Below are 18,619 nucleotides of genomic sequence, written 5' to 3'. Positions count from 1 at the left end.
GAAAGAATGGGAACCATGACAGGCGCGCGCTGGTTGAATCCCGCGGAAAGACAGGCATGGCTTGCCCTCTACGGGGTGGCTACGCTGTTGCCGGGCACGCTGGACGCAGACCTAAACCGCCGTGCCCGGGTGACTCTGTTCGACTATCACGTCCTTGCCATGCTGTCCGAGGCTGAGGAGCGCACACTTCCCATGAGCGAACTCGCGGGCCGTTCCAATGCCTCGCTGTCACGGTTGAGTCATGTGGTCACCAAACTGGAGAACCGCGGTTGGGTGCAGCGGAGCCAAAGCACCCGTGACCTCCGGGTCACCACAGCCACCATCACGGCCGAGGGGCTCACCAACCTGCAGGAACTGGCGCTCGAGCACGTCGAGCACGTCCGCCGGCTGGTCTTCGACGGGCTTGATGAGCGGGATATCGCGGATCTCGAGCGGGTGGGCAAGAAGATCCTCGCGCGGCTCGTTGAGACGCATTGGATCCTCAAGCAATCGCAGCCCGTGGGATCGGCATGACGGAGCCGTCTGTCCTGGCCATCATCCTCGCCGGCGGTACCGGCGGGAGGTTGGGTGCGCTGACGGACGGCAAGGCCAAGCCCGTGGTTCCGGTGGGCGGAACCTATCGGCTGATCGACATCCCGCTGTCCAACCTCCACCACAGTCACATCTCGGATGTCTGGGTGGTGGAGCAATACCAGCCGAAGTCCATCAACGACCACCTCGCGAACGGCCGCCCCTGGGACCTCGACCGCACCAACGGCGGTCTGCGGGTGTTACCGCCCTTTCAGGGGGACCACGGCGAGGGGTTCGCAGCGGGCAATGCGGACGGCCTCTACCGGCAGGCGGAATTCATCCGCGAATTCAATCCGGATCTGGTGCTTGTACTCAGTGCAGACCACCTCTACCAGCTCGACTACCGCGACGTGGTGAAAACCCATCAGGAGACCGGTGCTGTCCTCACGATGGTCACCACGCAGTTCGACGGCGATGCCTCCCAACATGGTGTAGCGGAGGTGGAGAACGGCAGGGTCACAGGATTCCAGTACAAGCCCGAGGAACCCCGCACCGATGTGGTGGCGGCGGAGATCTTCCTCTATTCCACGGACGTGCTGCTGGACACGCTGGCCGAACTGCACCAGCGCGACGGCGAGCTGAAGGACTACGGTGACCAGCTCATCCCGCATCTGGTGGAGCACTTCACCGTCGCCGAGCATCGCCTCGAGTCCTATTGGCTGGACCTCGGCACACCGAAGAACTACCACCGTGCACACATGGACCTGCTCGCTGGGGACGGTCTGGCATTCGATGATCCCGCGTGGCCGATCCTGAGCGCCAGCCCGCGCCGCCTGCCTGCTTTCATCACTGATACCGCGCAGGTGGGATCAAGCCTCATCTCCCCGGGTGCCACTATCTCCGGAAACGTCCGGCACAGCGTGATCGGGCCGGACGCAGTGGTGGAGGAGGGCGCCGTCGTCGAGCATTCGGTGGTGCTGAATGGTGCCCACATTGCCGCCGGTGCGGTGCTGCGCTGGACCATTGTCGATGCCAACGCCCAGGTTGCTCACGGCCAGGAGCTCGGGGAATCGGACGCGATCACCGTCGTTGACGTCGATGGAAACGCGACGCGCCCGGACGAGTCGGACGGCAGCTGAGGCTCCCGCGATTGGTCTTAATGCCTGCTCCCTCCTAGAATAGAAGGGCATCAGGTGGCGGAGCGTGCGCAATTGCTCCGGCTGGCGGGAGATTTCTTCTTCCGAAGGCCGGTAGTTAGGGGCTCAGGTTGCGCTCTTATCGCGAACATCCGGCGGTCTTTTGACCGTCATGACGGTGACGTCCCTGAACGCATTCCACGGCAGGTGGAACTGTCTGTTCACCTGCTTTATTCAACATTTGGAGGATCGTCATGGCAGCTCACTGCCAAGTGACTGGGGCCGAGCCGGGCTTCGGGCACAGCATCTCGCACTCGCACCGGCGCACCAAGCGCAGGTTCGACCCGAACATTCAGAAGAAGCGCTACTGGGTTCCGTCCCTGCGCCGCAACGTAACGCTGCAGGTTTCAGCCCGTGGCATCAAGACCATCGACGTGCGCGGTATTGACGCCGTCGTCGCCGAGATCCAGGCGCGGGGAGTGAAGCTCTAATGGCAAAGGACAAAGACGTACGTCCGATCATCAAGCTGAAGTCCACGGCCGGCACCGGGTACACCTATGTGACCCGCAAGAACCGCCGTAACGACCCGGACCGCATGGTTCTGATGAAGTATGACCCCAAGATCCGCAAGCACGTTGAATTCCGAGAGGAGCGCTAAACATGGCTAAGAAGTCAAAGATTGCTCGTAACGAGCAGCGCAAGGTCATTGTTGAGCGCTACGCTGCCAAGCGCCTCGAGCTCAAGAAGACCCTTGTTGATGAAAACGCAACGGACGAGGCACGTGAGGCCGCACGCCTCGGCCTGCAGAAGCTGCCCCGCAACGCTTCGCCGGTTCGCCTGCGTAACCGCGACCAGATTGACGGACGCCCCCGCGGCACCCTCCAGAAGTTCGGCATCTCGCGTGTTCGCTTCCGTGACATGGCGCACCGCGGCGAACTGCCCGGTGTAACCAAGTCCAGCTGGTAAGCAGCCAGGGCTGAGACTGCCCCGTTGAAGTACAACTCAGGACGGCGACTCCGGTCGCTGTCCTGAGTGCTTTAAGCGGACCGGTCCATCCTCAGAGGCCGTCTCGGTGCGTGGAATTGGCCTGAATAAGGCCAAAAACCGGGCAAAAGTCCCCTAATCTGCGGGACTTTGCGATTGAAGCTGGTAGGTTTTCCTCCAGAAGCTTCGCCAGAACGGTGAGGTTCTGAATAATCCGTACGAGGTCCAGGAGGACATACATTGGCTAAGAAAGAGACCAAGAACCGCAGCGAACTGGTGGCCGAGGTAGCAGCGAAGGCTGACACCAGCCAGACTGCCGTGAACAGCGTGCTGGATGCCCTGTTCGACGTTCTCGCTTCCTCCGCCAAGAACGACGTCAAGGTCACCATCCCGGGCTGGTTGGCAGTCGAGCGCACCGAGCGTGCAGCACGCACCGGCCGCAACCCCCAGACGGGTGAAACCATCGAGATTGCAGCAGGCAGCAGCGTCAAGCTCACCGCCGGCTCCAAGCTCAAGGCTGCCGTCAAGTAGTCAGTCGGCTGATTCGAGGGCTGTCACCAACCGGTGGCAGCCCTCGCTTCGTTTAACCCAGGGAACAGCCAGTTTCACCGTCCGTGCGCCAAACCACCTTAGTTGGCCGTTGTTCTACTGCGGGTAGACAATGGGAAGCGTGGCCACAACAACGAACCAGTCGAAGCACGGCAGCGCCGGTGCCACCGGTGAGCGAGGCGTCAAGCCGGGCTGGGTGATCGCCGCAGGAGTAACAGTTCTTCTCGCGGTGATGCTTGCGCTCGCGTTCTCCGGAGCAGCAGCACCACGCCAGCTGAGCGACCCGGGCGTACTCACACGGTGGGGCCTGCCTGTGTCAAAGGCACTCCACAACGTCTCCGTCGCCGCGGTCATCGGCTCCCTTGTCTTCGCAGTGGTGATCCTGCCGCGTCACGTCCGCCGGGGCAGCGGATCCAGCCGCTCCAGCCGTGCGGGCGACCCCCGCGGAAATGATCCCAGCCCGGACGCTGACGAGACTCCCGCTTTCGCCAGGGTCATGGCGCTCGCGTCCTGGGCAGCTGTCGCCTGGACTCTTTCGGCGCTGGCAGTCCTGGTGCTGACCTACTCGGATGCTGCGGGGCTGCCCCTCAGCAGCGATCCCGCGTACACCCAGGGCCTGGCCTCCTACCTGACGGACTTCGACACCGGGCGGGCCTGGCTGTCCACCACCATGATCGCGGCAGTGGTTGCCACCATGACCTTCGGCGCGCGGTCAAGCCTATGGCTTGCACTCACGCTCGTGCTGTCGATCGGCGGCCTGGTTCCCATGGCCCTGATCGGCCACTCAGCGGGCGGCGATGACCACTATGCCGCGATCAACTCCATCGCGCTGCACCTCGTGGGCGTTTGCCTGTGGGTAGGCGGGATCATTGTCCTTGCCGCGATCGGCGGCAAGCTTGGACCCCAGACGACGACGGTGCTGAAGCGCTTCTCCTCGCTTGCCGGCTTCGCCTTCGCGCTGGTCTTCCTCTCGGGCATCATCAACGCGAGCCTGCGCATCGGCAGCCTCTCCCAGCTCGGCTCCGAATGGGGGCTGCTGGTGACCTTCAAGGCGATCGCCACCATTCTCCTCGGTGGTATCGGACTGATGCACCGGCAGTGGATCATTCCGCAGCTGGATACCAACATGTCAGCCCGACGCGTGCTGTGGCAGCTCATCGCCGTCGAGCTTGTGATTATGGGTGCCGTTTCCGGTGTTGCCGTTGCGCTGGCGAGGACGGCGCCGCCGCGCTCCGAAGAATTGCAGCCTGACGCCACCCCTGCGCGCATCCTCACCGGCTACGAGCTGCCTCCGGAGCCGACGCCGATGCGCTGGCTCACCGAGTGGCGCCCCGACTGGCTGTGGATCGCCTTCACCGTCACTGTTGCTGTTGCCTACATTCTGGGCGTGATGAAACTGCACCGCCGCGGTGATTCCTGGCCGGTGCTCCGGCTCGTTTCCTGGTTCATCGGGCTGATCGCGCTGACGTACTTCACCTCCGGAGCTCCCGCCGTGTACGGCATGGTGCTCTTCAGCGCTCACATGATCGACCACATGGCGCTCACCATGGTGGTTCCGCTGTTCCTGGTGATCGGCGCACCCGTCACGCTTGCACTGAAGGCGCTCACACCCCGCGGAGACGGCAGCAGGGGCATCCGTGAATGGATCCTCGTGATCGTCCACTCGAAGTTCTCGGCGCTCGTCACCCATCCGCTGTTCGCAGCGGCGAACTTCGCCGGGTCCATCGTGATCTTCTACTATTCGCCGCTGTTCGGCTTTGCCCTGCGCGAGCATGTGGGCCATGAACTCATGAACCTGCACTTCCTGCTCACCGGGTACATCTTCGTGCTGACGATGATCGGCACAGACCCGATCCCACGCCGTGCACCCTACCCGCTGCGGCTGGTACTCCTTTTCGCCACCATGGCTTTCCACGCTTTCTTCGGTGTTGCACTCACCGGCGGCACCTCGCTGCTGCAGGCGTCCTGGTTCGGAAACATGGGCAGGGAATGGGGGCCGTCGGCGCTTGCGGACCAGCAGATCGGCGGTGCAGTGACCTGGGGCATCGGTGAAATCCCGACTCTCCTCCTGGCGATCGGCGTGGCCGTGATGTGGTCCCGGAGCGATGCTAAGGAGTCGCGGCGCACGGACCGGGCCGCTGATCGGAATAACAATGCCGAGCTGTCGGCTTATAACAACATGTTCGCCTCACTGGCAGAGCGGGACCGCACCGGGTCCTCGAGAGCCAGTGGGCCACACGACCCTCCCGCAGGACAGCGCACAACCCCCACAGGAGACCCTGAATGACCGAAACTTCGCTTCGCGTCGACTACCGCGTTCGCGCTTCAGAACTCGTCGGCCGGAACTGGCTAAACACCGGGGGCAAACAGCTCAAGCTTGAGGATCTGCGCGGGAAGATTGTCCTGCTGGATTTCTGGACCTTCTGCTGCATCAACTGCCTCCATGTGCTCGATGAGCTTCGGCCGCTCGAGGAAAAGTACTCGGATGTTTTCGTCACCGTGGGCGTCCACTCGCCCAAGTTTGAGCATGAGGCGGATCCCGTTGCCCTCGCGGCGGCAGTCGAGCGCTACGAGATTCACCACCCGGTCCTCGATGACCCGGAACTGGACACCTGGCAGGCCTACACCGCCCGCGCCTGGCCCACTCTGGTGGTCATCGATCCGGAAGGTTATATCGTTGCCCACCTGTCCGGCGAGGGGCACGCGGCGGGACTGGAGTCCCTCGTTGAGGAACTGGTGGCCGAGCACGAGGCGAAGGGCACCCTGCACCGCGGCGACGGTCCGTACGTGCCCGCTGAACCGACCGCCGGCAATCTCCGCTTCCCGGGCAAGGTACTTGCACTGCCTGCTACCAACACCTTCCTGGTGGGGGACAGCGGCCACCACCGGCTGGTGGAACTTGAGGCTGATCTCGAGACCGTGCGGCGCACCATCGGCTCCGGCACACGCGGTTTTGCAGACGGCGGTCCGGGCGATGCCCAGTTCAATGAACCGCAGGGCCTTGCCCTCCTTCCGGCACCGATCGCGCGGAAGGTGGGTTACGACGTCGTAATTGCGGACACCGTGAACCACCGGCTGCGCGCGGTGTCGCTTCAAACCGGTACGGTGACCACTATCGCGGGCAACGGTGTCCAGCGACTGCTCGATGCCGGCAACCAGGTCAAGGCCCGCCCGGCGGAGCTGCAGGAGGTCTCCCATGATCTCGGTGGTGACGCCGCTGACATACCGGAGGACGCCGCGCCGCGGCTGGAGGACACGTTCCTCGGTACGGACGCCCTCGCAGTCTCGTTGTCTTCGCCGTGGGATGTCATCTGGTCCACCACCCTGGAACGGGTTGTCGTGGCCATGGCGGGCACCCACCAGATTTTCGCGTTCGATCCGCTCACCCACGCTGTGGACATCCTCGCGGGCACCGGGCTTGAGGGCCTGCTGGACGGTGATTCGTCTGCTGCCTGGTTTGCCCAGTCCTCCGGGCTGGCTGAAGATGCGCACGGAAACATCTGGGTCGCTGATTCGGAAACCTCCGCACTGCGGGTCCTGAGCTTCCTGACGGTCAACGGCAGGAGCCGGACGCAGGTGCAGTCGGCCATCGGTACCGGGTTGTTCGACTTCGGGTTCCGCGACGGTGAGGCCGGGCAGGCCCGCCTCCAGCACCCGCTCGGTGTCACCGCCCTTCCGGACGGGTCGGTTGCTATTGCCGACACCTACAACGGGGCTATCCGCCGGTATGATCCGGCAACCCGTGAGGTTTCCACGCTCATGCGCGGATTGGCCGAGCCCTCTGACGTACTTGTTGACCAGGCGCCGCTGGAATCAGGCGGTGAACCGCTGCTCATTGTTGTCGAGGCGAACAAGCACCAGCTCGTGCGGCTTCCGATTCCCAGGGAGGCTCTTGCGGTGGATGAGGGTGCCTCGCAGACGCAGCGGCCCAAAACGGCCGTGGCTGCAGGGGACTTCGGCGTAACAGTCCGGTTCAGTGCGCCGAAGGGCCAGAAGCTCGACGACCGGTGGGGAGATCCGACGCAGCTCAAGATCTCCTCGTCGCCGGAGTCCCTCCTGGTGTCAGGTGCGGGGACCGGAGTGGGCCTGACACGTCGTCTGGTGCTCTCCGGTGATGTTCCCGAGGGCGTCCTGCACATCACCGCGCGTGCTGCGGCCTGTGACGGTGAGCCCGGCGGCGACATACCGGACCATGCCGCGTGCCACCTCTACCAGCAGGACTGGGGAATCCCGGTGACCTTCGATTCCACCGGTGAAACCGAACTGACGCTCGATCTGCGGGGGCTGGACTAGTACTCCACCACGGGGGTCACGGTGATGTCCTCGTCGGTAACGGCGAGGCGCGCGGTGAAGCCGAACTCCTGCGGCACGCTGACGGGTTCAATGATGCCCGTAAAGAGGTCCTGCAGGCTCGTCTCCAGCAGCACAGTGCCGGTGAGCGGAGAAATCACCCAGTCGCCGTTGAAGGGTTCAATGCGTACTTCCGGGTATTCCGTGATGGACCAGGTGATGGGCCCGGCTACCCGGTTCCCGGTTTCGAAACCAAACGGGCAGTTGGCCGGTTGGAACACGGTCTGCTTGGCGCACGTGTCGAGGAACGTCTTCAGCTGGGCGGTCACAGCCTCGGTCAGTGCCGGCGTTGCTGCCGTGGCGAGATTCAGGGTGACCGGCGTCTGCTGACGGCCGGTGACGGCGGCTGTCTGGGCCGGCGCAGCGAAGTGTTCGCTTGTGTAGTGGGCTTCCACTTCGGTGGGGTAGAAGGCCGCAAACCGGTTGCGTCCTTCGGGCATCAGCACCCGCGTGCCGTTGAGTGTGGCCTCGTTCTGGTTGATGACCGACACTTCCAGTGTGGGCAGGGTTGAGGGGACAAACTCCCACCGGTTGAAGAACAGCCACTCAGTGCCGGTCTTCTCAAGGAGGAACGTGGTGGTGTGCGCGGTGTCATTGACGGTGTAGGAGACGCCAATTTCAACGCGGTTTTCGCCCGCCGGTTGCGGCGTACCCACCTCGACATTCTCTACACCCTGCGTAGCTCGCTGCAGGGCAGGCCCGTCAAGGAGCGCCGCATTTGCGTCAGGAGCAGTCGCATTCAACAGCCCCAGTGCCCGTTCTCCCTCGCCCTGGCGGAGCGCCTCGAGGTAGCTTTCCACCTGCTGGTGCGGGCCGAACATGTGGGTGTTGACCAGGGTCACCGTGACGATCGCCGCGGCGACCGCGAGCATGAGCCCGAGCAGCCAGGCGGCCAGGACTCGGATCAGGCGGGGCGAATGCACCCTCTTACGTTACCCAATGGCGGTGCCGGACCTACCAACGACGACGGCGGCGCCTCCGTTGCGTAGCAAAAAGCCCGCGAACCAGTTCAACACCGATGGTGCCCGCAGTCTTGAGCGCGAAGTCCATCATTTCGTTCTTTTCCTGCTGCTTTTGCCCGGCGGGCGCAGCAGGAGGATGAGCCCGGCCGTTCTCAGGAGCCGGTTGCTCCCGGCGGGTGGTCGGCGGACGGCTACTGGGCCGGCCTAGGATGTCTTCCTCGATCCGGCGTGCCTCGGCATCAATCTCAGCTTGGGAGGGGCGGCCGCGAGGCGGAGTACCGACCGGAGGGGGAGCCGCCGTCGTCCGCGGTTCTGCAGTTCCCGGTTCTGTTGTTCCCGATTCTGCAGGAATGTTTGTGGACGCCGGTTCGGATGCAGAGAGCTTCTCGAAGGCGGAATGGCTGTCGATGGGTGTGCCGTAGTCCGCCAGGAGCGGCGAGGCTGTCACTATGCCCTCGACTACTCCTGCCGGGGATGGCCCCATGGTGGACTGCGGCGAGAACATCCTCGTCCAAGCTACTGGTGTGGGAGCGCCCTTCTCATTCATGACGGTGACCACAGCCTCGCCGATGCCGGCTGATGTGAGAACTTCTTCGAGGTCGTAAGGGCTGATGGGGAAGGTGGAAACCGTGGATTTGAGGGCCTTCGCGTCATCGGGCGTGAAAGCGCGAAGCGCGTGCTGCACCCGGTTGGCAAGCTGGCCCAGCACCTCCGCAGGCACGTCACGCGGTGTCTGGGTGACGAAGAAGATACCGACGCCTTTGGATCGGATCAACCGGACGGTGGTCTGGATGGATTGCAGGAAAGCCTTCGAGGCGCCGTTGAAGAGAAGGTGTGCCTCGTCGAGGAAGAAGACGAGCTTCGGCTTGTCGATGTCCCCAACCTCGGGGAGGTCCGCGAAGAGATCTGCGACCAGCCACATGAGGAAGGTGGAGAACAGTTGCGGTTTCTGCTGCAGCGTGGGCAGTTCCAGGCAACTGATGATTCCGCGCCCTTCGGCATCCGAGCGGAGGAGATCGGCCGTGTCGAATTCCGGCTCACCGAAGAACCGGTCCATGCCCTGGGCTTCAAGGGTGATGAGCTCGCGCAGAATCACTCCCGCGGTCGCTTTCGAGAGACCGCCGAGGTTCTCCAGTGCGTCCTTACCGTCGTCGGAGACGAGGAAGGAGATGACCGCGCGCAGGTCAGCGAGGTTGAACAGCTCGAGGTCTGCCTTGTCGGCGTAATGGAATACGAGCTGCAGACTGGACTCCTGCGTCTCGTTCAGGTCCAGTACCCTGGCCAGGAGCAAGGGGCCGAAGTCGGAGATTGTCGCCCGGATGGGAACACCCACGCCGTCTCCGCCAAGCGAGAAGTACTCTACCGGGAAGCTTTGGGCAGCCCAGGATTGACCAACTGACTGGGTGCGTTTGAGCAGCTTCTCGGCGCCAGTGCCCGGGGTCGATAGCCCGGTGAGATCTCCCTTGATGTCAGCGAGGAAGACCGGAACGCCGTGGGCGCTCAGCTGTTCGGCGATGACCTGCAGTGTGATGGTCTTGCCGGTCCCGGTGGCGCCGGATACCAGCCCGTGGCGATTCATCATGGCCAACGGCAGCCGGACGGCGGCTTCCGCATGCACATCGCTGTCGACGATTGCCGCACCCAGTTGGATGGACGGCTCATCGAACGTGTAGCCGGCCCTAATCTGTTCGAGGTGCTGGGCCGGGGTGTGCTTCGCCTCTTTGCTCGCCATGATGCTCAGCGTACAACCCGCCGCGGGCCAGGGAGGCCGTGCGGCGGGTTGTCTTCAGTCGGTGTCGGTGTCGGTGTCAATCGGTTCCGTGTCGATGCCGGGTTGCGCGTCAGTCCCCGTATCAGCTCGCAGCCGCGTGGCTGCCGCCGCTCCTTCCGGTGACAGCGCTCTGCTCGTGCTGGGCGCTCTCGGCCTGACGGGCATTCTCGATCTCTTCGGCCCGCTCCTCACTCGCTTCCGCGGTCAGCGCTGCTCCCGCCTCGGCATCGCGGGTCAGATTCTCGCCGGTCTCAGCGTCAAACAGATGCAGCTTGCGGGTATCCAACCAGATTTCCGACTCGCGGCCGCCACGGATGCGGCTTGCGGCGTCGAGGGTGACCACAACCTGCGGCCGCAGCTCGTCGGCATCCATCTCGCGTGCGAGGTTATTCAGGAGTTCGCGTACTTCGGGGGCGGGATCGAAATTGATGTAGCCATACTGCTCATTACCGAGCCACTCCGTATGGGTGAGAGTTGCCGTGAACGTGGAACCGTGCGGCTTCTTCGCCTCATCCACGAGCTTGGCGTCCTCAAAGAACTCCGGACGGACGCCCACAAGGACCACCTTGCGGCCTTCTGCCTTCGCTGCGCGGTCCGCAGGAATATCCAACGCACCGAGCGCGGTCTGGAGTTTGCCGCCTTCGATGGTGGCCGGAAGGAAGTTCATCGATGGGGAGCCAATGAACCCTGCAACAAAGAGATTGACGGGCTGTTCGTACAGTTCCCGAGGCGAGGCGATCTGCTGGAGCTCACCCTTCTTCAGGACAGCCACGCGGTCCCCGAGGGTCATGGCTTCGGTCTGGTCATGGGTGACGTAGACCGATGTGGTTCCCAGCCGCCGCTGCATCTGCGAAATCTCGGAGCGCATCTGCCCGCGAAGCTTGGCGTCGAGGTTGGAGAGCGGCTCGTCGAACAGGAACGCATCTGCCTGCCGGACGATGGCCCTGCCCATGGCGACGCGCTGCCGCTGGCCGCCGGAGAGGTTGGCGGGCTTGCGCTGCAGATGATCGGTCAGTTCGAGGGTTTCGGCTGCCCCGGTCACCAGACGGTCCACCTCTTCCTCGCTGTGCTTGCCCTTGGCGAGGCGCAGCGGGAAAGCGATGTTCTCATACACCGTCAGGTGCGGATAGAGCGCGTAGTTCTGGAACACCATGGCCAGGTTCCGGTCACGGGGAGCCTTCGAATTGACCCGTTCGTCATTGATGTAGAGATCGCCGGACGTGATGTCCTCGAGCCCTACGATCATGCGCAGCAGGGTTGACTTGCCGCAGCCCGAAGGGCCAACGAGGATGATGAATTCGCCGTCCTCGATGTCGATACTGATGTCATTGACGGCGGGAAACCCGTCCCCATACTTCTTGACGAGGTTCTTCAGCCTTATCGAAGCCATGTTCTGGTTCCTCTTCTTTCAGTTGCTCAAGATGTGTTTGGTACTCAACCCTTGACTGCGCCCTGGGTCAGGCCTGAGACGATCTGCCGCTGGAACAGCAGGACCAGCAGCACAACCGGAATGGTCACGATGATTGCCGCCGCGGAGATCGCGCCGGTGGGGGACTCGAACTGCGAGGCCCCGGTGAAAAACGCAAGCGCCGCGGGCACGGGGCGCGCTGCTTCCGTCGAGGTCAGCGATATGCCATACACGAAGTCGTTCCACGCGATGAAGAAGGCGATGATCGCCGTCGTAAAGACGCCGGGTGCGGCGAGCGGAACAATTGCCTTGCGGAACGCTTGCCAGGTCGTGGCGCCGTCCACCTGTGCGGCTTGCTCCAGTTCCCAGGGGATCTGGCGGAAGAAGGCCGCCAGCGTCCAGATGGAAATCGGGAGCGTGAGTGACAGGTAGGGGATGATCAGCCCGAGCCAGGTGTCATACAGACCGATGTTCCGCCACAGGTTGAACAGCGGGGTGACGATCGAGATGACCGGGAAGATTGAGACTGCCAGCGCCGTCGTCAGGATGAGTTTCTTGCCGGGGAAGTCAAGACGCGCAATGGCGTAGGCGCACAGTGTGGCCAGCACAACTGCGATGAAGGTTGCAATCAGCGAGATTCCGATCGAATTCCGCAGCGCGGAGAGGAAGAGGCCCTGAGCGTCTCCCACCAGAATCTGTTCGTAATTGTCCAGTGTGGCCAAGCCCGGCGTGGGAAGGAAGTTCCCGTTGGTCAGATCCCCGGGTGCCTTGAACGAGGTAGCGAAGATCGATGCCACGGGAAACAAGGCATAGATGAGAACTGCAATCGAGATAATCGTCCAGATGAGCTTTTCGCGGCCAGTCGACTTCATCGCTTTCCTCCTGTTGATCCGCTCAGGTCCACCTTGAATACCTTGATCGCAATGAAGCTGATCAGCAGGACACAGGCGAACAGGAGTACTGACACAGCTGATCCGAGGCCAATCTCCAACCTACTGATGGAGGTTCGGTAGGCGAGGAGGGAAAGCACCTCGGTTCCGTACTGGCCGTTTGTCATGATGAACACGTTGTCGAATATTCGGAACGCGTCCAGCGCCCGGAAGAGGACCGCAACCATGATGGCCGCCTTCATGTTCGGGATGATGACCTTGCGCATCTGCTCCCACCAGGTGGCGCCGTCAACTTTGGCGGCTTCCGTCAGTTCATCAGGCACCTGCGCCAGTCCGGCCAACAGGAGGAGGGAGATGAACGGTGTGGTCTTCCAGATCTCCGAGGCCATGATGACCGGCAGAGCCGTGCTGGCCTGTGCAAACCAGTTCAGGTCCTGATCGATGCCCGGTACCCAGTCAAACCACGAGTTCACATATCCGGAACTGATGTCGAATGCGTAGAACCACGCGTAGGCCGAGACCACGGTGATGATTCCGTAGGGCACCAGGATGGCGGTACGGAGCCAACCCCGGACGGCTTTCAGCGCCCGGTGCATCACCAGGGCAAGGGCAAAGCCGAGGACAAGTTCGACGGCGACCGTCACCACCGTGATCAGTGAGGTGACTGCCAGATCCCGCCACCACACGGGATCACCCAGGATGGTCACGTAGTTCTGCAGGAAGATGAACTCGCGCTCGTCGGGAGCCGTCAACCGGAAGGCATACAGCGAATCGAAGAACGCCTGGATGATCGGGTAGAGGGTGACCGCCAGCATGATGATGAAGGCAGGACCGGCGAGTAACCACCCCAGGCGTCGCTCAGCCTTTGCCCGGTCGCTGTAATCGTTGTGAGGGCCGTCGTCGGACTTCATGGCCCGCGGGTTCTTGGTGATTGCGCTGGTCACAGCAGCCTCTCCCCTCTCAGCACGGCGGTAATGAATTCCGCCGATTCCTCCGGAGTGGTTTCCGGCTCCACTTCATCCGGCGGTGTCCAGGTCTGCTGGAGGCCGGTGGAAATTTCGTTGTAGAACGGGGTCTGCGGCCGCGGTGCTGCGAGTTCCAGTGACTGGCGGATGGTCTCAGCCATGGGGAACTGTTCCTCGATCCGGGGATCCTCGTAGGATTCCGAGTTGGACGGCGGGTTGCCGTTGGTCAGGAAGTACTCGGTCTGGTTCTCGGGCTGAACGATGCATTCGATCGCCTTGTACGCCAGTTCAGGGTTGTCACTGTCCGCCCCGACGCCGAGGTTGATTCCGCCCAGCGGGGGAGCAGTTTCCTGGTCCTCGTAAACCCGTGGGTATAGCGCCCACCCGATGTCATCGAGCACTGCCTGATCAAGCGAGCCTCCCTCTACTGCGGACTGCGTGGCAGGCCAGACGAAGGGGTAGTTGACCATGAAGGAACCGGACTCGCCCTGGAAGAGGTTCAGTGAAGTGTTCTCGGTGGATGTTGCCAGCCCCGGTCCGCCCAGCTCCTGATCGCCGATTGTCCCGATGATGCGGGCAGCCTCACGCCCTGCCTCACTGACAAGGCCCAACTCAATCTCATCTGCGGGTGCTTCCGGAGTTTCGAGGATGGTTCCACCGGCTGACTCGATGAGGGAGTTGATCCATACGGTCATCGATTCGGCCTGTGAGCCCTGGACGCCAAGCTCGACGTCCAGCTCAGCGGCAACGTCCATCAGCTGGTCCCAGGTGACCGGCTGCGACATGTCGAGACCGGCTTCCTCAGCGACGGACTCGCGGTACCAGAGGATCTGCGTATTGGCCCAGAACGGAACCGTTACCAGCTCATCCTTGTACATTGCTCCCTGCAGTGCGCCTTCCAACGTGTTTTCGGTGGTGCGCTCAGCGACCCCTTCGGGTACGGGAGCGAGGAACGTTGCCAGCTCAGGGACGAACGGTGGGTCGATGCTCATGATGTCCAGGGAGTCATCATTCGCGGCCAGCCGGCGTGCCAGTTGCTCGCGCTGGGCAGCCGCATCATTGGGCAGTAGCGAGGTTTCGATCCGGTATTCACCGTTTGCCTGTTCAGTACAGCGCTCCGCAATCGCGGCCTGTCCGCCGGCGTCCGGGTTGATATACCAGGTGAGCGTGGGGACGCCTGATTCCGCTGGTCCGCATCCACTGAGGAGAAGTGAAGCAAGCCCGAGCGTGGTTGCCGCAACGGCACCCGAACGCCTCCGTATCCGCTTTTTCTGCTGCTTGATCCTGCGATTTCCCGGCATGCGTACCTCGCCTCCACCTCGAGTCTGGTCCGCTCCGATCCTGAGAACCTGTGCCGGTCAAAGGAAAGAAAGCAGCCTTGCCTTTCTGACACTAAGCCCTCAGGGACAAATTCGCTAGGATCCGTTGCCAAGCCGATATCGAAGCGTAAAAACAAAGGTGGTCCCGCAGATTCTGCGGGACCACTGGAAGCGCTTTGAGAAAGGAGACCTAGAGCAGCGCGGCGTTATTCAGGGCGAAGGGGGGTCGCTGCAAGCCCTCGGTAAGCCCTTCGGCAGGGTCATTGCCCAGTTCGATAATCCGGTTGGTTGTATCCACGTGCACGATGGTGGGCACATAGGAGTGTGCCTCTTCGGTGGTCATCGCTGCGTAAGTGATGAGAATAACCGTGTCCCCCTCATGCACCAGATGGGCCGCCGGCCCGTTGATACCGAGGACGCCGGAACCGCGTTCTCCGGCAATGGTGTAAGTCTCCAGACGTGCACCGTTGGTGACGTCCACAATGGACACCATCTCACCGGGCAGGATGTCTGCTGCTTCCAGCAGGTCAAGGTCAACAGTGACAGAACCCACGTAGTGAAGATCCGCGTGGGTGACCGTAGCGCGGTGGATCTTGGACTTGAACATTGTGCGATTCATCGCCTCAAGTCTACGCTGGCCCGCGTTTCGCTGCGATGTGGCCTTGAGCACGCTCAGCCGGCCCCGGGGCTGGCCCCGGGGCTGGCCCCGGGGCTGGCCCCGGCACTGGCCATGCGGCCGTGGTCAGGAGTCCGTCGGTTTACGCAGCGCACGGCCGAGGATGGCGGTGCTCAACGTCTCGACAAGCTCCTGGTTCGCCAGCGGGTTACTCAGCAGCGTGAAGTCCACGTCACCCAGCGGAGGCAGATCGAAGCGGTTGGTCACCTGGACGAGGTCATCGGGGATGAGGGACTGAGGAAAAACGGCCAGCCCGATTCCCGCGCGTGCGGCCGCCAGCACGCCGTTGATTTCCCGGGTATTGCACGTGATCCGCCAGGTCCTGCCCGCCTGCTCAAGTGCTTCGATCGCCATTTGCCGGCTGAGGCTGGGCGCCTGGTAGGCAATCAGCGGGACCGGGGCGCCGTCGTCGAGCGTTGTCTTGGCATGACCCGCCCACACAAGGCGGTCACGCTGCACCAGGGTGCCCTCACCCGTACCGGCCATGTACTTGATGAGGATCAGGTCCAGTTGACCGGCACGCAGGCGGCGCAGCAGCGGCGGGCTTTGCGACACCGTCAGTTCAAGGTTGATCTGTGGGTAGAGCTGACGGAAGTGCCGGAGGATCCGGGGAAGCTGGGTGATGGCGAGGTCATCGGCAACCCCAAAGCGCAGCCGTCCGCGCATGGCGGATCCAGAGAAGTAGGTGAGCGCCTGTTCCTGGGCCGCCAGTATGGTTCTCGCGAACCCGGCCATCGCATCGCCGTTGTCGGTGAGACGGACTTCCCGGGTATCCCGCACGATGAGCATCCGGCCGGCGGCCTTTTCAAGCTTCCGGACATGCTGGCTGACAGTCGGCTGGCTCAGCCCGAGCCGGGTTGCGGCTCCCGTGAAACTGCGGGTCTCGGCGACGGCCAGGAAGGATTTGAGTTGGATGGAGTCGTACACGGGCTACCCTTCGTCCAGCCATTACGTTTCCCAATAGTACTTATAAGCTCAATCACCATTCCTAATAGGAGGGTGGCTGGTTAGCGTTGAAGGGGTACTGACCGCTCCAATCCCTATCCCACCAAGTTCAGGAAAGTTCCCTTGGCACCCCCACCGCCCTCCGCACCGGCCGGAGATCCCACACTGACCGCCCCGATTCCCGTCACCTCGCAGCGCCCAGCCTGGCGCGACACGTTCATCTCGCTTCGCATCCCGAACTTCCGCCTGTTCGCACTCTCCCACCTCATCGCCGTCGTAGCTGTCTGGATGCAGCGCATCGCACAGGACTGGATGGTCCTCGAGCTGTCGGGATCCGTGGCAGCCGTTGGCGTGACCGTTGCGCTGCAGTTCGCTCCCATGCTGGTTCTCGGGCCTTGGGGAGGAGTGGTGGCGGACCGCTATTCCAAACGCACCCTCCTCATCATTTCGCAGAGTGTTGCGGCACTCATGGCGGCAGCCATGGCGGTGCTGGCGCTCTCGGGTCTGATCGAGGTGTGGCACGTCTACCTCATTGCCTTTGTCCTCGGCCTGGTGACTGTGGTGGACGCTCCCGCGCGTCAGGTCTTCGTCAATGACCTAGTTGGGCCAATCCACCTGCGAAATGCCATCAGCCTCAACTCGTCGATCTTCCAACTCGGCGCCATGGTGGGTCCGGCAATCAGTGGGTTGCTCATTGTTGCCGTTGGAGGCGGGTGGGCGTTCGCCATCAACGCGATTGCCTGCTGTTACACAGTGCTGACGCTGGCCCGGCTGCGTACTGACCAACTCAACGCGACGGCGCCGGCACCCCGCGCGAAGGGGCAGTTGCGTGCGGGTGCACGGTACCTCCTCGACAAGCCGGCTATTTTCTGGACCACGGTCTGCGCCGCCTTCGTGGCCGTCTTTGCGCTCAGCACACCGGTGCTTCTGGCAGCTTTTGCCGACAGCGTCTTCGAATCGGGGGCGGGCGGCTACGGCCTGCTCAATACCGCCCTGGCCAGCGGCTCGCTGGTCGGTGCTCTCGCGTCCACCCGCCGAACAACGCTGCGGCTGCGCGGGGTGCTTGGCGGAATGACGGCGTTTGGCGGGTTCATGGTGATCGCCGCGTATGTGCCTAGCCAACTCGTATTCACCATGCTGATGTTCTGTGCAGGAATCGGCTGCCTGTGGTTTGTCACGGGAGCCAACCAGCTGGTTCAGACATCCACCAACCTGGCCATCCGCGGACGCGTGATGAGCCTCTACATGATGGTGCTCATCGGCGGGCAGGCACTCGGTGGTCCCATGATCGGGTGGCTTGCGGAGAACATCGGTGCACAGCCCACCATGGTGATTGCCGGAGGTGTTCCCGTTCTGGCGGCGGGAGGCATCGCCGTCGTGCTTGCCCGTCGCGGCCAGTTGACTGTTCGCTTTCGCTGGACATCAGCGCACGATGAACGACGCCGGTTGGTTGCGATTGTGCCGAAGGTTTCGTAGCCGGACGGCTGGCTTGTGCGCGCGCCCAGAACGTGGCTGGGAAATAGCAGCGCAGGGAGACAACGTCGCAGGGACATTGCGGCGCAGCTAGATAGCAGAGCAGTAAATTGCAGCGCAGCGAAATAATGGGGTCATGAGCATCCTTCTCGTCATTGTCCTTTTTGCCGTCGCAGCGGTGGCCGAGATCGGGGGAGCGTGGCTCGTGTGGCGGAGCGTGCGGGAAGGCCAGCCGTGGTGGTGGGCAGGTTTGGGGGTCATGGCCCTCGGTGCTTACGGCTTCGTTGCGACTCTGCAGCCTGATGCTCACTTCGGCCGGATCCTTGCCGCGTATGGCGGCGTCTTCGTTGTGGGATCACTTGCGTGGGGTATGGCCTTTGACGGTTTCCGGCCTGACCTCTGGGATTTGATCGGAAGCGCCGTCTGCCTCGCGGGCGTTGCGGTAATCATGTTTGGGCCGCGCTCTACAAGCTGACCGTTGTACCTCGGAGGCGCGGGTCCAACCTTTGGAGCGGCCGGTTTCACGTGAAGAGCGTACGGTTTTACCTATGGAGCGGGCGACGGGAATCGAACCCGCGTATCGAGCTTGGGAAGCTAGCGCTCTACCATTGAGCTACGCCCGCATGCGGCCGAAACCGCTCCATAAACACTACAACATGTGCGGGATGCATTAGGCGCCCG

Annotated in this window: 18 protein-coding genes and 1 tRNA gene; 10 read left to right on the top strand and 9 right to left on the bottom strand. The window is 62.8% G+C overall.

Features of this window, described 5'->3' with window-relative positions:
- Positions 1-15: 15 nt before the first annotated feature.
- From AC1MBU_RS15360 to AC1MBU_RS15325, 8 genes are all read left to right on the top strand, one after another.
- Complete coding sequence (locus AC1MBU_RS15360) at positions 16-513, top strand: MarR family winged helix-turn-helix transcriptional regulator (RefSeq protein ID WP_479787859.1); 498 nt, start codon at positions 16-18, stop codon at positions 511-513.
- A complete protein-coding gene (locus AC1MBU_RS15355) occupies positions 510-1,649 on the top strand; it encodes a glucose-1-phosphate adenylyltransferase family protein (RefSeq protein WP_471672156.1) in 1,140 nt (379 codons plus the stop codon). Before AC1MBU_RS15360 ends, AC1MBU_RS15355 begins: the two co-directional genes overlap by 4 nt.
- A 251-nt stretch (positions 1,650-1,900) precedes the next feature.
- On the top strand, positions 1,901-2,137 hold the full coding sequence (rpmB, locus tag AC1MBU_RS15350) for a 50S ribosomal protein L28 (RefSeq protein WP_026545364.1): 237 nt from the start codon (positions 1,901-1,903) through the stop codon (positions 2,135-2,137).
- Positions 2,137-2,304, top strand: a complete 168-nt coding sequence (rpmG, locus tag AC1MBU_RS15345; protein WP_019481734.1) for a 50S ribosomal protein L33 — start codon at positions 2,137-2,139, stop codon at positions 2,302-2,304. The genes rpmB and rpmG overlap by 1 nt, the downstream gene beginning before the upstream one ends.
- 2 nt (positions 2,305-2,306) lie before the next feature.
- Positions 2,307-2,612 (top strand): 30S ribosomal protein S14, encoded by a 306-nt coding sequence (rpsN, locus tag AC1MBU_RS15340; RefSeq protein ID WP_026545363.1) that lies wholly within the window; start codon positions 2,307-2,309, stop codon positions 2,610-2,612.
- A gap of 258 nt (positions 2,613-2,870) precedes the next feature.
- Positions 2,871-3,161, top strand: a complete 291-nt coding sequence (locus tag AC1MBU_RS15335) for an HU family DNA-binding protein (RefSeq protein ID WP_056544463.1) — start codon at positions 2,871-2,873, stop codon at positions 3,159-3,161.
- Positions 3,162-3,291: 130 nt separating this feature from the next.
- Positions 3,292-5,466: a bifunctional copper resistance protein CopD/cytochrome c oxidase assembly protein gene (locus AC1MBU_RS15330; RefSeq protein WP_479787857.1), complete on the top strand. Its 2,175-nt coding sequence runs from the start codon at positions 3,292-3,294 to the stop codon at positions 5,464-5,466.
- A complete protein-coding gene (locus tag AC1MBU_RS15325) occupies positions 5,463-7,472 on the top strand; it encodes an NHL domain-containing thioredoxin family protein (protein ID WP_479787856.1) in 2,010 nt (669 codons plus the stop codon). Before AC1MBU_RS15330 ends, AC1MBU_RS15325 begins: the two co-directional genes overlap by 4 nt.
- Here the strand turns inward: AC1MBU_RS15325 and AC1MBU_RS15320 are convergent.
- The 8 genes from AC1MBU_RS15320 to AC1MBU_RS15285 all read right to left on the bottom strand — a co-directional run bounded on the left by AC1MBU_RS15320 (position 7,469) and on the right by AC1MBU_RS15285 (position 16,447).
- The gene (locus tag AC1MBU_RS15320) at positions 7,469-8,452 is read right to left on the bottom strand and encodes a hypothetical protein (RefSeq protein ID WP_479787855.1); all 984 of its coding nucleotides are present in this window, start codon (positions 8,450-8,452) and stop codon (positions 7,469-7,471) included. The two genes, AC1MBU_RS15325 and AC1MBU_RS15320, sit on opposite strands and share 4 nt — an antisense overlap.
- A gap of 31 nt (positions 8,453-8,483) precedes the next feature.
- Positions 8,484-10,223: a helicase HerA-like domain-containing protein gene (locus AC1MBU_RS15315; protein ID WP_479787853.1), complete on the bottom strand. Its 1,740-nt coding sequence runs from the start codon at positions 10,221-10,223 to the stop codon at positions 8,484-8,486.
- Positions 10,224-10,344: 121 nt separating this feature from the next.
- Entirely contained in the window at positions 10,345-11,652 is a 1,308-nt protein-coding gene (locus tag AC1MBU_RS15310) for an ABC transporter ATP-binding protein (protein ID WP_056544454.1), read from the bottom strand.
- Positions 11,653-11,696: 44 nt separating this feature from the next.
- Entirely contained in the window at positions 11,697-12,542 is an 846-nt protein-coding gene (locus AC1MBU_RS15305; protein ID WP_056544451.1) for a carbohydrate ABC transporter permease, read from the bottom strand.
- Positions 12,539-13,471, bottom strand: coding sequence for a carbohydrate ABC transporter permease (locus AC1MBU_RS15300; RefSeq protein ID WP_056546506.1), 933 nt, complete (start codon positions 13,469-13,471; stop codon positions 12,539-12,541). The genes AC1MBU_RS15305 and AC1MBU_RS15300 overlap by 4 nt, the downstream gene beginning before the upstream one ends.
- Positions 13,472-13,500: 29 nt before the next feature.
- On the bottom strand, positions 13,501-14,826 hold the full coding sequence (locus tag AC1MBU_RS15295; RefSeq protein ID WP_479787852.1) for an extracellular solute-binding protein: 1,326 nt from the start codon (positions 14,824-14,826) through the stop codon (positions 13,501-13,503).
- Between the two features lie 208 nt (positions 14,827-15,034).
- Positions 15,035-15,463, bottom strand: a complete 429-nt coding sequence (panD, locus tag AC1MBU_RS15290) for an aspartate 1-decarboxylase (RefSeq protein ID WP_277357391.1) — start codon at positions 15,461-15,463, stop codon at positions 15,035-15,037.
- A 123-nt stretch (positions 15,464-15,586) separates the two neighbouring features.
- The gene (locus AC1MBU_RS15285; protein ID WP_346027362.1) at positions 15,587-16,447 is read right to left on the bottom strand and encodes a LysR substrate-binding domain-containing protein; all 861 of its coding nucleotides are present in this window, start codon (positions 16,445-16,447) and stop codon (positions 15,587-15,589) included.
- Positions 16,448-16,588: 141 nt separating this feature from the next.
- Between AC1MBU_RS15285 and AC1MBU_RS15280 the strand changes: the two genes are divergently transcribed.
- Together AC1MBU_RS15280 and AC1MBU_RS15275 are read left to right on the top strand one after the other, a co-directional pair.
- Positions 16,589-17,941: an MFS transporter gene (locus AC1MBU_RS15280; protein WP_479787851.1), complete on the top strand. Its 1,353-nt coding sequence runs from the start codon at positions 16,589-16,591 to the stop codon at positions 17,939-17,941.
- Between the two features lie 133 nt (positions 17,942-18,074).
- On the top strand, positions 18,075-18,413 hold the full coding sequence (locus tag AC1MBU_RS15275) for a YnfA family protein (RefSeq protein ID WP_479787850.1): 339 nt from the start codon (positions 18,075-18,077) through the stop codon (positions 18,411-18,413).
- A gap of 74 nt (positions 18,414-18,487) precedes the next feature.
- On the opposite strand, the gene AC1MBU_RS15270 is transcribed toward AC1MBU_RS15275, so the two are convergent.
- Positions 18,488-18,561 (bottom strand) — tRNA-Gly (locus AC1MBU_RS15270).
- Positions 18,562-18,619: the final 58 nt, after the last annotated feature.

The organism is Arthrobacter sp. PTI12, from assembly GCF_056679915.1.
The sequence above is the reverse complement of the archived record's forward strand: the minus strand, read 5'-3'. Positions and strand labels throughout refer to the sequence as shown.